The sequence below is a fragment of the Rhizobium sp. PL01 genome (genome assembly GCF_033447125.1).
Taxonomy (GTDB): Bacteria; Pseudomonadota; Alphaproteobacteria; order Rhizobiales; family Rhizobiaceae; genus Pararhizobium.
In genome coordinates this window covers 31,737-44,206 of the sequence record NZ_JAWQUM010000016.1, presented here as the reverse complement: position 1 = coordinate 44,206, position 12,470 = coordinate 31,737, and the positions used below count along the sequence as shown (strand labels likewise).

The following is a 12,470-nucleotide window of genomic DNA, read 5'->3' as shown; positions in this document are numbered from 1 at the left end:
TTTTCCGGTTCCATCACCATGACATCCACTCCTCAGCTTGCCTCGTCCGCCATTCTCGAACGGAACGGGCGCTACTTGCTTGTGCGCCGTGCCAATCCGCCGTCGGCCGATATGTATGCCTTTCCGGGTGGCCGCGCGGAAGCCGGGGAAACACCGGCGGAAACGGCTGTGCGCGAGTTTCATGAGGAAACCGGCATCCTGCCGCGCAACCCGCGTCTGTTCGAAACCTACGATCTGCCGCCCAGCCAATCTGACGGGGCAAGCGCGCGGCATTTTTTCCTTTCGGTGTTCAAGGTCGAGGCCGATCCCGATCTTGTCGCTATCGCGGCTGATGATGCGGCCGATATCGGCTGGTATACAGCTTCAGAAATATTCGACCTCCCCATCCCAGAAAGCGTGCGGGAATGCGTGGAAAAACTCGAAGTGTTGCGGCGGCAATGACGGCGTTTGCCAAAATCCGCTTGCCCGCCGGCGTGATTCGGGGCTTGAAAGGGTCATGATCCGTTTTCTGGCCACACGATCGTTTGTTCTCTTGGCTTTTGCCTGCCTGCCGCTCGGCGCACAAGCGCAGAACGGGCCGCCAACGGGCATGCCTGTTGCCGCCGCCGAGAAGCCCGCGCCTTATGATGCGCGCCTGCTGCGCCTGTCGGAAATCCTTGGTTCCGTTCACTATTTGCGCACACTCTGCAAGGATCCGGCCGCAGATACCTGGCGGCAATCGATGCAGGATCTGCTCGACAAGGAGGTTCAGGGCGAAGCCCAGAGGCGCGCGCGCATGACCGCTGCCTTCAACCGCGGTTACCGTACCTTTGCCTCCGTTTATACCGTCTGCACCCCTCCGGCAGTGGTTGCCGACGAGCGCTACCGTGCCGAAGGAGCAACACTTGCGTCAGAAATAACCGCCCGCTTTGGAAATTAACGATAAATTAACCTCTTTCTTCAGGACCCCGTGTCGTTTTGGGAAAAGGCTGCTAAGGTCGTTAAGAGAGTGGTAAGAAGTGGCATCGCCCCGAGTCTGGTGCCAAGTAAAGAGCGTGAAACGGCATGGAACGAATGATGGAACCAAGTCTGAATGACATCGACGACATGATTGTTCATGAGAAGATGCAGGCAGCCCTGGAACACCAGAATGAAGCCTGGGCGGACGGCATGGCAGATGGCATCGAGCCTGAAATCATCGCGGATGCCGCCATTGCGCTTGCCATGCGCGAAACAATCCGCCTTCACGGCGAAAACGGGGCTGAGGCCATGTTGAATTCGCTTCGCGAGCGCATGCTCGCCGGTGAATTCTCACCGGAACGCACCCTGCAGTAATTTCGAGGCCATCATGGAACGTCAGATATCAGCATGCCGGACGCGTGCGGTTCGCCTTTCCGCGTTGCTGCTCGCCAGCCTGTTCGCCTCCTCCGTCCTTCTGCCCCATTCCGCCTTCGCACTCAGCGAGCTGAAGCAGATACCCGGCGAGACAAGCCAGGGCGAAAAGGCCAAGGACATCCCCGCCAAGGAGCAACCGCGCAAGGCACCGATGCAGATTCCAATGCCGGATCCGTTGGTCAACAAGCCTGCGCGTGATGCCAAGGACGATACGGTCGAGGAAACAGCGCCTGCCGGTCCTGTCGAAGTGCTCTCCGATATTTCGAAAATTCCCGAACCTGTCGCCCGGATGCGCGAACTGATCGTCGAAGCAGCCGCCTCCGGTGATATCGAGCGGTTGCGCCCCCTGCTGGGCAAGGGCCCAACCCAGACGCAGGTCGGCGAAAACGACGCCGATCCGGTCGAGACGCTGAAGGGCCTGTCCGGCGATCCGCAGGGTATCGAAATCCTGGCAATCCTGCTCGACGTTCTGTCGACCGGTTTTGTACTGACGGAAAAGGGTACGCCTGACGAAGCCTATGTCTGGCCCTACTTTACCGAAAAACCACTGGCATCGCTCACGCCACCGGAAAAAGTCGATCTGTTCCGGCTGGTGACCGCTGGAGATTTTGCTGAGATGGAAGAAGGCGGCAATTATAATTTCTACCGCGTCGGCATCACGCCCGATGGTCAGTGGAAATTTTTCGTGGCTGGCGACTGACGACCGGCGCAAAGCGCTTGCCGCAGCGCTTGCGAAATCCTACCTGTTTCACCTGATGAACAGGACAAACGCCATGCAGCCCGTCACCCTTCCAGATCGTGCCATGATTACCGTGTCGGGACAGGACGCGCAGGAATTCCTGCAGGCGCTCATCACCACCGATCTCGATCTTCTCGAAGACGGCGAAGCCAAGCCCGGCGCGCTTCTGACACCTCAGGGCAAGATACTCTTCGATTTCATGGTGACGCGGGACGGCACTGCGATCAACCTTGAAACAGGCACCGAACAGGCTGAAGCGCTGCTGAAGCGACTGACCATGTACAAGCTGCGCGCGCCGATTTCCCTTTCGCTGACCAGTCCCGCCACCGTTTCCGTGCGCTTCGACGCGGCGCCGGGCGCCTATCGTGACGCCCGTTTTTCCAAGGCCGGACAGGCGGCTTACCGCGCCTATGGGGCTGAAGGCGAAACGGTTGCGACCGAGGCCTATGACCGCCTGCGCGTCCTGAACGGCATCGCGGTTTCCGGCGCTGACTATGCGTTGCAGGATGCTTTTCCGCACGACGTACTGATGGACAAGAACGGCGCGCTTTCCTTCAAGAAAGGCTGCTATGTCGGCCAGGAAGTCGTCTCGCGCATGCAGCATCGCGGCACCGCGCGGCGGCGCGTCGCGATCGTCACTGCCGAGACCGCCTTGCCGGAAACTGGAACGCCGCTCACCGTCAAGGGCCGCCCGATCGGTGCGCTCGGCAGCGTTATCGGCTCCTCGGGGCTGGCGATCGTTCGTATCGACAGGGCAGGCGAAGCCATCGCCACGGGCGAACAAATTCTTGCCGGCGATGTCGCCGTGACGCTGACCCTGCCCGCCTGGAGCGGCCTGGAATTTCCGGCGCAAGCCGACGAGGCAAGCGCCTGATGTCTGCCCGCGCCTGGCAGCGCATGCTCTCCGGACGGCGGCTCGATCTGCTCGACCCGTCGCCTCTCGATGTCGAACTGTCCGATATCGCCCATGGCCTTGCCCGTGTCGCGCGCTGGAACGGCCAGACAGAGGGTGACCACGCCTTTTCCGTTGCCCAGCACAGTCTCGTTGTCGAGGAAATCTTTCGCCGGCAGTTCAGCTGCACGGCCGAGGAATGCCAGATGGCGCTGCTGCACGACGCCCCGGAATATGTGATCGGCGACATGATCTCGCCGTTCAAGGCGGTGGTCGGCGGTGGATACAAGGTGGTCGAGAAGCGGCTGGAAGGCGCCATCCATCTGCGGTTCGGCCTGCCATCGACAGCTTCGGCCGAACTGAAGACCCGGATCAAAAAGGCCGACCAGATTGCCGCCTATTTCGAAGCGACGGTGCTTGCCGGATTTTCTCTGACCGAAGCCCGCAAATTCTTCGGCCAGCCACGCGGCATTACCCGCGAGATGATCCTGATCGACCCGCTGCCAGCCGTCGAGGCCCAGAAACTGTTTTCCGAACGATTTGACGCCATCGAGGCGGAACGAACGGCTATCAGGGCGGTGTCCTGAGATGCCGGTGATTGTGGTCTCGCCTTTGTCGCGTATCGCCGAAATGGCCGTGCGCCACCGCGCCAGCGAAATGATCAGTCTGATGGCCAAGGAACAGACGTTTCACCGTCCGGCGGTGATTGCGGCCAACAGGCATCTGCTGCTCGGGATGAACGACATCACGTTTGCCGGAAATGCCGGGCTGGTGGCGCCGGGCGAAGAACACGTGCTGCAGATCATCGACTTTGCAAAGCAATGGGACCGCTCGGCCCCGCTGCTCATTCATTGCTGGATGGGGATTTCGCGCTCGCCTGCCGCGGCCGTTATCGCAGCCCTTTCCGTGGAGCCCGATCAGGACGACACTGAGCTTGCCCTGCGGCTGCGTACCGCCTCCGCCTATGTCACGCCCAATTCCCGGTTGATCGAGTTCGGCGACCGCTTGCTGTCGCGCAACGGCCGGCTGGTGGCAGCAATCAAGGCGATCGGCCGTGGCGCTGATACCGACGGCAATGTGCCGTTCGTCTTTTCCCCGCTACCGGAGCCTGCCGTTCATGACGGATGACAGGACCGTCACCGTCGAAATCGGCCTCAATGCAGCGATCGTCGCGGTGACGAACCGCTCGCCGCGCATCCTCGCTGTCAACGACGAGCTCGGCGATAAACGCGACGGCCTGCCCTTCGGCCCCTTCGATCCCGCCCGTCACCGGACATTCGAAACCAGCCTGCGGGCCAGCGTCGAGCAACAGACTGCGCTTGATCTCGGTTATATCGAACAGCTCTATACGTTCGGCGACCAGGGCCGCCACCGCTCGGGTGGGGAAACCAGCACGCATATGGTGTCGGTTGGTTATCTGGCGCTGACCCGCACCGATGCCGAAAACAATGCCCGGGTGGCCGAGGCCGGCGCCCACTGGCGCGACTGGTACAGCTATCTGCCCTGGGAAGACTGGCGCCAAGGCAGGCCGGTACTGATCGACCAGCTTATCCTTCCGGCGCTTCGCCAATGGGAAAAGGGCGGGCAACAGGACGAACGCATGGGACTACCGCAAAGGCGCACCCGGACGCGCCTTGCCTTTGGACTTGATGATTTCCCCTGGGACGAGGAGCGTGTGCTGGAGCGCTACGAACTTCTCTATGAGGCAGGCCTCGTTGGCGAAGCGGTGATCGACGGCCGCGCAGCGGTGGCAGGTTCGCCGCCGGTGGGCCTGACCATGCGTCACGATCATCGCCGCATCGTTGCCACCGCCGTTGCGCGGCTGCGCGGCAAGATCAAGTACCGGCCGGTGATCTTCGAGCTGATGCCGCCCGAATTCACCCTGACCGACCTGCAGGCAACGGTCGAGGCGATTTCCGGCCGCCATCTGCACAAGCAGAATTTCCGCCGTCTGGTCGAAGGTGCCGAGCTTGTCGAGCCGACCGGCATGCTGACGGCCGCGACCGGCGGGCGCCCCGCCGCCCTCTTCCGCTTCCGCCGCCAGATCCTCGACGAGCGGCCGGCACCCGGCCTGAAAGTCGGCGGACGATAAGCCCTGCCGAACCGCCTGGTTGGGCTACTTACTCGATAACGGCGCAGGCAAGCCGCTCACCGGCATCGCCAGAGGGCTGGCTGCGGTTGTCGTCGGATTTTGCGTGAACCATCAGCGCCCGGCCGCGAATGCCATTTTCGGCATCGTCGAGCGCTACCATGCTGTTGAAGACCTGAGCGCGCATGACGCCGTCGGCGCCGACATATTGATTGGGCATATCACCGGCATGCGGGCCGTTGGCGGCGAGAAAGCCATGTTCCGTCTTGCCGGGATTGAAGTGTTTACCGGCAGATTCATGATTGTGTGCAGCATCGCATTTGCCGGTTTCGTGCACATGGAAGGCCACCCATGTGCCGGGCGGCAAGTTGGTCACCTCCACTTCGATCAGTACGCCGTTCTTGCCCTGCGTCAGCGCTGCCCGTCCCGTCTCCTTCCCATCCTTGCCGATGAAATTGGCAATGGCGGTCTGCGACGATGACTGAGCGGATGCGGCCGTAGCCGTCGCGAAAACAAGAGCGATCGTGGTGATCAGACGCTTCATCAGATATTCCTCCGGGGGCTGTGGTGTTCTCTCCATGCAACGTATCATGGAGGCATGCGGTTCCAAAAACAGTTTGCGGATAACCCAGACCGGACGGCAGCAACAGTTCAGAAAATCCGGATCGCCGACGTGGTGATGATGATCAGGGAGACTGCTATTAAAAGCGGCCTGACCGGCAGACGCTTGACGACAAGAGCGCCGATCGGCGCGGCCATCATGCCGCCGAGGACAAGGCCGACCGCCGAGCCAAGATCGGACCAGCCGAGCGTGAAGACGAACGTTGCCGAAATCGTCAACGTCACTAGAAACTCCGTGAGGCTGGTGGAGCCAATCACCTTTCTCGGTTCGTGGCCGCGGCCAATCAGCGAGGTCGTGACGATCGGCCCCCACCCACCGCCGCCAGCTGCATCCAGCACGCCGCCGCCAAGCCCGATAAACGGCACCGCCCAATCCCTGACTTCCCGCACCCAGACCGGCCGAAACGCCTTGAACAGGATGTAGATGCCGACCAGCATGAGATAGGCAGAGACGAAGGGCTCAATGACATCTCCATCGATATTCGACACGCCATAGGCCCCGAGCACACCGCCGATCATCCCGGCCGGTGCCAGACGGGCCACAAGGCGCCAGTCGATGTTACGCTGGTAGGTATGCGATGCGCCCGACGCTGCGGTCGTGAAAATTTCGGCGATATGGGTCATGGCGCTAGCCATTGCCGGCGGGATGCCGACCGCGAGCAGGCTGGTGGTGGACAGCAGGCCGAAGGCCATGCCGAGCGCGCCATCGACCAATTGCGCGAAAAATCCGATGGCAACGAACATCCAGAAATCTGCCGACACGAATAGTCCTTCTCCAAATCCGGCCTTTTCAAAACGAGGCTTATTTGCGCCAACCATGCCCTGTAGGTAAAGGTTCACCACCGGTAATTCACAAGCGCTGTGATGAAACAAGGACGAACCGATGAAGATGATTGCTCTTCTCCTCGCCGGTACTGTTCTGACGGCGCCGGAAGACAAGCCGGCCATTCCCGATTATTTCGGTGGCAACAGAACCACCGGCCAACCGGCGATCACCCAATGCAATCTGACCAGCGAAGACCTGAACGGACAGTTCAAGACCTGCCGCTACGACTGCGGCAAGACGCTGACCATCGGCGCACGCGTGGTCTGTCCCTTCGTGCTGCAGCGATAGGAGACAAGAGATGACGAGCTTCGACTGGCACGCCGATCCGATCGACCGCGATACGCCGGTTACGACGAGCTACCGCAACACGCAGAATGTCCGCCGCTTTCTCACAGTGGAATGCGGCGATGGCTTTGCATTCGACCGCGCCTTTATGGCCTGGATCAAGAATGGTGAGAAAAAGACGATGGGTGACGTCGCCGCCGAATGGAAACGCCGTCACGCAGCCACTGCTGGCTGACGCAGCGAAGGTTTAGCCGATGACGATATCCAGCCCGATATCCAGCGTCGGCGCTGCCATGGTGATCTTCGAGGTCGAGATATAATCGACGCCGGTTTCGGCGATGGCGCGGATGGTCTGGAAATTGACATTGCCGGATGCCTCCAGCTTGGTCCGGCGCGGATCGACGAGATAGGTCTCGCGTGAAAGCTGCCAGTGAGCTGTGTTGATGGCAACGGCTTCGCGCAGCAGGTGCGGCTCCATATTGTCGAGCAGGATGACGTCCGGGCTGGCGGTCAGCGCCTCGCGCATCTGGTCGAGCCCATCGACTTCGACCTCGATCTTGACGAGATGGCCGCAATAGACGCGCGCGGCGTGGACGGCGGAGGCGACACCGCCGCAGACGGCGATATGGTTGTCCTTGATCAAGATCGCATCATCCAGGCCATACCGATGATTGGAGCCACCGCCGAGGCGCACCGCGTATTTTTCCAACGCCCGCAGACCGGGAATGGTCTTGCGGGTGCAGCAGACTTTTGCATTCGTATGAGCAATCTCTGCGGCGAATTTCGACGTGTAGGTGGCGACGCCGCAGAGATGCATGAGGAAATTCAGCGCCACGCGCTCGGCCGACAGAAGGCCACGGGCCGGACCTGAAATGCGCGCTAACCCTGTGCCGGGCGCAATATGGTCGCCGTCCGTCACCAGCGCCTCGAAACGGATGGCGGGATCGATCAGGCGAAAGGCCGAGCGGGCGAGTTCCATGCCGGCAACGACGCCGCTTTCCCGGGCGTTCATGTCTGCTGTTGCAGTCCGCTCCGGAGCGATAGTCGCGTAGGTGGTGATGTCGCCGGCGCGGCCGAGATCTTCGATAAGTGCTGCACGAACCTGATCTTCAACCATCAGTGCGGGCAGTTCGGGGCGAAGGGCGGTTGGTGTCATGGCTGTTCCTCAAAAATATCATGCAAAGGCTCAGGTTTTCTCAAACCGTCCGCTCAAATCGCCATCCCCGGCCTTGAGCCGAGGATCCATGCTCACCCCTGTTGCGGATCATGCGGACATGGCGGAGTAAAGCGGACCGGCAGACGGCTCTAAACGCTTTCCGTTTCAGCCACCTCTGCGACCACCTGGTCGGCTTCGGCGAGCGTCAGGAATGTCCGATGTTTCCATTCCGGGCGCGGGTCGGGGCAATCGGAGCGGTAATGGCCACCGCGGCTTTCTGTGCGCAGATAGGCGCCGGTTGCGATCAGCTTGGCGGTGGTGACGATGTTGCTGAAGCGCAGCCGGGTGTTCTGCCGCTCGAGATTGGCGATGGCGCGGATGGCTTTGACCAGCGTGTCACGGGAACGGATGACGCCGACATGCTCGCTCATGATATGGCGCAGCGCCGTTAACGGCGGACTGTCTTCCAGTGTGACCGGATCGTCGTTCTCACCGGCATTGTCGCCCCAATCGGTGATCTTCGGTTCCGGCAACATGCCCTTGATGTTTTCGGCAATACGGGCGGCAAAGACCACGGCTTCGAGCAGCGAATTGGAAGCGAGCCTGTTGGCACCGTGGACGCCGGTGGACGTGACCTCGCCTGCGGCCCAAAGCCCATCGATCGAGGTGCGGCCTTCTGCATCGGTCAACACGCCCCCCATGTGGTAATGCACGGCCGGAACGACCGGGATCGGCTGCGTGACGGGGTCTATGCCGGCGGAAATGCAGGAGGCGTAGACTGTCGGGAATGCCTCGGGGAAATGCGCGCCAACTGCCTTGGTGCAATCGAGGAACGCGCCGCGCCCGGCCTGAACTTCGGCAAACACGCCGCGCGAAACGATATCGCGAGGCGCGAGCTCGCCGTCCGGATGGATATCCAGCATGAAGCGCTTGCCGGCCGAATTGATCAGGTGCGCACCATCGCCGCGCAGGGCCTCGGTGGCGAGCGGTGCCGGATCGCGGCCGATATTGATCGCCGTCGGGTGGAACTGGATGAATTCCGGATCAGCGATGATGGCACCGGCACGCGCAGCCATGCCGACGCCCTGCCCGCAGGCCTCGGTCGGATTGGTGGTGACGGAAAACAGATGGCCGACGCCGCCCGAGCACAGCACCACGGCACGCGCCGGAAATGACACGCGCGTCTTCGACTGGCCAGCATCCGGGCGGGCGATGACACCGGAGATGAAACGGCCCTGACGCACCAGTTCCTCGACCACATAACCTTCGAGAACCCGGATCGACGGCGTGTTGCGCACGGCCGCAATCAACGCCTCCATGATCGCCTTGCCAGCCATGTCGCCTTTGACACGGACGATGCGGCGCTCGGAATGGGCAGCTTCACGGGACAGAAGCAGCTTGCCTTCGAGATCACGATCGAACGGCACGCCATAATCAAGCAGGTCGTGGATGCGCGCCGGTCCTTCGGCGACCATCAGCCGAGTCATTTTTTCATCGACGATACCAGCACCGGCAATCAGCGTATCGGCGACATGCTTGTCGATCGTATCGCCAAAACCCATGGCAGCGGCGATGCCGCCCTGCGCCCAGGCGGACGAAGCGCCGTGGCCAATCGGGGCGGCCGCCAGAACCGTGACAGGACGCGGGCTGAGTTTCAGCGCGCAGAAAAGCCCGGCAAGGCCGCCGCCGACGATGACGATATCGTCGATGCCGTTGAAAGTCTGTGGGCGGAAATGATCGGTCAGCATGCTGTTGAACTCCGGCGAACATGGAGTGATCTCCCCCCTTGAGGGGGAGATGTCACGAAGTGACAGAGGGGGGTGAACCACGCGGCACGGGGCAAGATACCCCCCTCTGCCCTGTCGGGCATCTCCCCCTCAAGGAGGGAGATCGCAAGCCGAAAGCTTAGAGCTCCCCATTCATCGTCCGCGTTATTTCGCATTGGCCCCTCCCGGCGATCGTAGAAGCTACTGCTTCAAATTCACCATCCGCTCGACGGCAAGTCTGGCGCGGCCGGCGATTGCCGGATCGACCAGAACTTCCTCCGTCATGAACAGCAGGCTGTCGAGGATCTTCGGCAGCGTGATGCGTTTCATATGCGGACAGAGATTGCACGGCTTGATGAAATCGACACCGGTGATCTCGGCCTGGATGTTGGAAGCCATCGAGCATTCGGTGACCAAAAGGACGCGCGGCGGCCGCTTGTCCTTGACGTAGTTGATCATGCCGGCGGTCGAGCCAGCGAAATCGCAGACGGCGATAACGTCGGGGTGGCATTCCGGATGGCCTATGATCTCGATGGTGGGATCTGCTGCCTTGTAGGCCAAGAGTTCGGCTGCCGTGAAGCGCTCGTGCACCTCGCAATGGCCCTTCCAGGTGAGGATTTTCTTGTTCGTCTGCTTGGCGACATTCATCGCCAGATATTCATCGGGGATGCAGAGAACGGTATCGCTCTCCAGGCTCTCGACAATCGCCAGCACGTTGGACGAGGTGCAGCAAATGTCAGTCTCGGCCTTTACGTCGGCAGAGGTGTTGACATAGGTCACCACCGGCACGCCGGGATAACGTTGCTTCAACAACCGGACGTCGGCGCCGGTGATCGATTCCGACAGCGAGCAGCCGGCCTTGCCATCAGGGATCAACACGGTCTTTTCCGGGTTGAGCAGCTTGGAGGTCTCGGCCATGAAGTGCACGCCGCACTGGATGATGATCTCGGCATCGACCTTGGTGGCATCGCGCGCCAGTTGCAGGCTATCGCCGACGATATCGGCAACGCAATGGAAGATGTCCGGCGTCTGGTAATTGTGGGCGAGGATGACAGCGCCGCGCTCTTTCTTCAGCCGGTTGATGGCGTGAACATAAGGCGCATAGACCGGCCATTCGAAAGCAGGCACGAATTGTTTGACGCGCTCATAGAGATGCGCCGTCTCGCGGGCGATCTCGGGCGTGAACGTCAGGTCCGGCCGTTCGAGGATGCCGAAACGCTCTGCAGCGGTCTTTACCGCGCCGGAAGCCTGCATGGCCGCGTTGGTCTGTGCAATGGTCATCGAACTGCTCCTCTTGCCGCCCCTCCGGCGGCAGACCTATTTTGCTCAGTTTGAGCATAACAGGATCAAAACAAAACCGGCAGTGCCGGTGGATGAGATTTAGAAAGTTTTGTGACGGTTTTCAAGAATGCCCTCCCGCTATTTTCAGCGGGAGGGCAAGATTTTGCGGGTATCAGGCCATGGCCGGACGGACGACGGCCTTTTCCTCGATCGGCCAATGGACGATGGCGGCAAAGATGCCAAGCACCACTCCGAGCCACCAGACCGGATCATACGAACCGAAATGGTCATAGAGATAACCGCCCATCCAGACACCGAGGAACGAGCCGATCTGGTGCGACAGGAAGACGACGCCGCCCAGAAGACCGAGATGGCGCGTGCCGAACATGATGGCGACGAGACCGTTTGTCGGCGGCACAGTCGATAGCCACAACAGACCCATGACGGCGGCAAAGATGATCACCGATGTGGGAGACTGCGGCAGAAGCAGGAAGGCGGAGACGACGACGGATCGGCCGATATAGATCCACGACAGAAAATAGGGCTTTGAATAGCGCTGGCCGATGAAACCGGCAGCCAGCGAGCCGATGATGTTGAAAAAGCCGATCAGCGCCAGCGCGATCACCGCATAGCGTGCATCAATGCCAATATCGCCGATATAGGCCGGGAAATGCGCGGTGATGAAGGCCACCTGATAGCCGCAGACGAAGAAGCCCGTGACCAGCAGCAGGTAGCTCTTGTGGCTGAGCGCTTCTTTCAGCGCCTCCCCGATCGATTGCTTGTACTGCACTTCCTTCTGGGTTCCTGACGACGAGTTGCCGCGCAGCGGGATGGCAAACAGCGGCACGAGCAACATCAGTGCACTCATGTAGATCAGGCTGTCCGACCAGCCGAAGTTTGAAATCAGGCCCTGGCTCAACGGCGCAAACAGGAACATGCCAGCGGAACCGGCCGCCGTGCAGATGCCGAAGGCCATCGAGCGCTGCTCGGGTGTGACGTTGCGGGCAAAGGCCGACAACAGGATGCCGAAGGAGCCAGAGCCGACACCAAGCCCGACCATGACACCGCCGCCAATATGCAGCCAGATCGGCGCATCAGCGAAGGCCATAATGATCAGGCCGGCGGCATAGATGAAGCCGGAAAAGGCCAGCACTCGCCAGGAGCCATACTTATCGGCGATCGCCCCGAAGAACGGCTGGCTGACGCCCCAGGCCAGATTCTGGAAGGCCATGGCAAGGCCGAATGTGGTGCGATCCCAGCCGGTATCGGCAAGCATTGGCAGCTGGAAAAAGCCCATGGCCGAACGTGGCCCGAAGGTCAGAACCGCGATGAGAGAGCCGGCGATGATGATCAGCCAGGGCAGACCGGGACTGGCGGCAGGTGCCCGCGTAGCGGAGGCGGTGGAAACGGCGGACATGAGGCGACTCCGTGTGATGGGAGC

General features: G+C 61.1%; 16 protein-coding genes. 10 read left to right on the top strand and 6 right to left on the bottom strand.

The features are described from left to right. Positions 1–18 precede the first annotated feature (18 nt). From R6X40_RS28700 to R6X40_RS28665, 8 genes are all read left to right on the top strand, one after another. On the top strand, positions 19–441 hold the full coding sequence (locus R6X40_RS28700) for an NUDIX hydrolase (RefSeq protein ID WP_318418291.1): 423 nt from the start codon (positions 19–21) through the stop codon (positions 439–441). A 55-nt stretch (positions 442–496) separates the two neighbouring features. Then, positions 497–919: a TIGR02301 family protein gene (locus tag R6X40_RS28695; RefSeq protein WP_318418290.1), complete on the top strand. Its 423-nt coding sequence runs from the start codon at positions 497–499 to the stop codon at positions 917–919. Between the two features lie 125 nt (positions 920–1,044). Further along, positions 1,045–1,314: a hypothetical protein gene (locus R6X40_RS28690; RefSeq protein WP_264265995.1), complete on the top strand. Its 270-nt coding sequence runs from the start codon at positions 1,045–1,047 to the stop codon at positions 1,312–1,314. 13 nt (positions 1,315–1,327) lie between these two features. Continuing rightward, positions 1,328–2,074, top strand: coding sequence for a hypothetical protein (locus R6X40_RS28685; protein ID WP_318418287.1), 747 nt, complete (start codon positions 1,328–1,330; stop codon positions 2,072–2,074). 73 nt (positions 2,075–2,147) lie between these two features. Further along, entirely contained in the window at positions 2,148–2,987 is an 840-nt protein-coding gene (locus tag R6X40_RS28680; RefSeq protein ID WP_318418437.1) for a folate-binding protein YgfZ, read from the top strand. Beyond that, positions 2,984–3,592, top strand: coding sequence for an HD family hydrolase (locus R6X40_RS28675; RefSeq protein WP_318418435.1), 609 nt, complete (start codon positions 2,984–2,986; stop codon positions 3,590–3,592). Before R6X40_RS28680 ends, R6X40_RS28675 begins: the two co-directional genes overlap by 4 nt. Before the next feature lies 1 nt (position 3,593). Continuing rightward, positions 3,594–4,133, top strand: coding sequence for a tyrosine phosphatase family protein (locus tag R6X40_RS28670; RefSeq protein ID WP_318418285.1), 540 nt, complete (start codon positions 3,594–3,596; stop codon positions 4,131–4,133). Beyond that, positions 4,123–5,097 (top strand): NrtR DNA-binding winged helix domain-containing protein, encoded by a 975-nt coding sequence (locus R6X40_RS28665; RefSeq protein ID WP_318418284.1) that lies wholly within the window; start codon positions 4,123–4,125, stop codon positions 5,095–5,097. Before R6X40_RS28670 ends, R6X40_RS28665 begins: the two co-directional genes overlap by 11 nt. Positions 5,098–5,125: 28 nt before the next feature. Here the strand turns inward: R6X40_RS28665 and R6X40_RS28660 are convergent, their stop codons facing one another. Continuing rightward, a complete protein-coding gene (locus R6X40_RS28660) occupies positions 5,126–5,638 on the bottom strand; it encodes a superoxide dismutase family protein (protein ID WP_318418282.1) in 513 nt (170 codons plus the stop codon). A gap of 107 nt (positions 5,639–5,745) precedes the next feature. Continuing rightward, positions 5,746–6,459 (bottom strand): sulfite exporter TauE/SafE family protein, encoded by a 714-nt coding sequence (locus tag R6X40_RS28655; protein ID WP_412178489.1) that lies wholly within the window; start codon positions 6,457–6,459, stop codon positions 5,746–5,748. Between the two features lie 139 nt (positions 6,460–6,598). On the opposite strand from R6X40_RS28655, the gene R6X40_RS28650 reads away from it, so the two are divergent. Beyond that, positions 6,599–6,829, top strand: a complete 231-nt coding sequence (locus tag R6X40_RS28650) for a hypothetical protein (protein ID WP_318418279.1) — start codon at positions 6,599–6,601, stop codon at positions 6,827–6,829. A 10-nt stretch (positions 6,830–6,839) separates the two neighbouring features. Next, positions 6,840–7,061: a DUF6434 domain-containing protein gene (locus tag R6X40_RS28645; RefSeq protein WP_318418277.1), complete on the top strand. Its 222-nt coding sequence runs from the start codon at positions 6,840–6,842 to the stop codon at positions 7,059–7,061. Between the two features lie 12 nt (positions 7,062–7,073). On the opposite strand, the gene nadC is transcribed toward R6X40_RS28645, so the two are convergent. The 4 genes from nadC to R6X40_RS28625 form a co-directional block, all read right to left on the bottom strand. Further along, positions 7,074–7,982 carry a carboxylating nicotinate-nucleotide diphosphorylase gene (gene nadC / locus R6X40_RS28640; protein ID WP_318418275.1) on the bottom strand — a complete coding sequence of 303 codons (909 nt, stop codon included), beginning with the start codon at positions 7,980–7,982 and terminating at the stop codon, positions 7,074–7,076. 149 nt (positions 7,983–8,131) lie between these two features. Next, a complete protein-coding gene (locus R6X40_RS28635; RefSeq protein WP_318418273.1) occupies positions 8,132–9,730 on the bottom strand; it encodes an L-aspartate oxidase in 1,599 nt (532 codons plus the stop codon). 219 nt (positions 9,731–9,949) lie between these two features. Continuing rightward, positions 9,950–11,029 (bottom strand): quinolinate synthase NadA, encoded by a 1,080-nt coding sequence (gene nadA / locus R6X40_RS28630; protein ID WP_318418271.1) that lies wholly within the window; start codon positions 11,027–11,029, stop codon positions 9,950–9,952. Between the two features lie 172 nt (positions 11,030–11,201). Then, entirely contained in the window at positions 11,202–12,446 is a 1,245-nt protein-coding gene (locus R6X40_RS28625) for an MFS transporter (RefSeq protein ID WP_318418270.1), read from the bottom strand. Positions 12,447–12,470 lie beyond the last annotated feature (24 nt).

Excerpts from the sequence above, each read along its gene's own strand:
- R6X40_RS28700 (WP_318418291.1), top strand. The coding sequence starts at position 19 with ATGACATCCACTCCTCAGCTTGCCTCGTCCGCCATTCTCGAACGGAAC.
- R6X40_RS28695 (WP_318418290.1), top strand. The coding sequence starts at position 497 with ATGATCCGTTTTCTGGCCACACGATCGTTTGTTCTCTTGGCTTTTGCC.
- R6X40_RS28690 (WP_264265995.1), top strand. The coding sequence starts at position 1,045 with ATGGAACGAATGATGGAACCAAGTCTGAATGACATCGACGACATGATT.
- R6X40_RS28685 (WP_318418287.1), top strand. The coding sequence starts at position 1,328 with ATGGAACGTCAGATATCAGCATGCCGGACGCGTGCGGTTCGCCTTTCC.
- R6X40_RS28680 (WP_318418437.1), top strand. The coding sequence starts at position 2,148 with ATGCAGCCCGTCACCCTTCCAGATCGTGCCATGATTACCGTGTCGGGA.
- R6X40_RS28670 (WP_318418285.1), top strand. The coding sequence starts at position 3,594 with ATGCCGGTGATTGTGGTCTCGCCTTTGTCGCGTATCGCCGAAATGGCC.
- R6X40_RS28665 (WP_318418284.1), top strand. The coding sequence starts at position 4,123 with ATGACGGATGACAGGACCGTCACCGTCGAAATCGGCCTCAATGCAGCG.
- R6X40_RS28660 (WP_318418282.1), bottom strand. The coding sequence starts at position 5,638 with ATGAAGCGTCTGATCACCACGATCGCTCTTGTTTTCGCGACGGCTACG.
- R6X40_RS28655 (WP_412178489.1), bottom strand. The coding sequence starts at position 6,459 with ATGTTCGTTGCCATCGGATTTTTCGCGCAATTGGTCGATGGCGCGCTC.
- R6X40_RS28650 (WP_318418279.1), top strand. The coding sequence starts at position 6,599 with ATGAAGATGATTGCTCTTCTCCTCGCCGGTACTGTTCTGACGGCGCCG.
- R6X40_RS28645 (WP_318418277.1), top strand. The coding sequence starts at position 6,840 with ATGACGAGCTTCGACTGGCACGCCGATCCGATCGACCGCGATACGCCG.
- nadC (WP_318418275.1), bottom strand. The coding sequence starts at position 7,982 with ATGACACCAACCGCCCTTCGCCCCGAACTGCCCGCACTGATGGTTGAA.
- R6X40_RS28635 (WP_318418273.1), bottom strand. The coding sequence starts at position 9,730 with ATGCTGACCGATCATTTCCGCCCACAGACTTTCAACGGCATCGACGAT.
- nadA (WP_318418271.1), bottom strand. The coding sequence starts at position 11,029 with ATGACCATTGCACAGACCAACGCGGCCATGCAGGCTTCCGGCGCGGTA.
- R6X40_RS28625 (WP_318418270.1), bottom strand. The coding sequence starts at position 12,446 with ATGTCCGCCGTTTCCACCGCCTCCGCTACGCGGGCACCTGCCGCCAGT.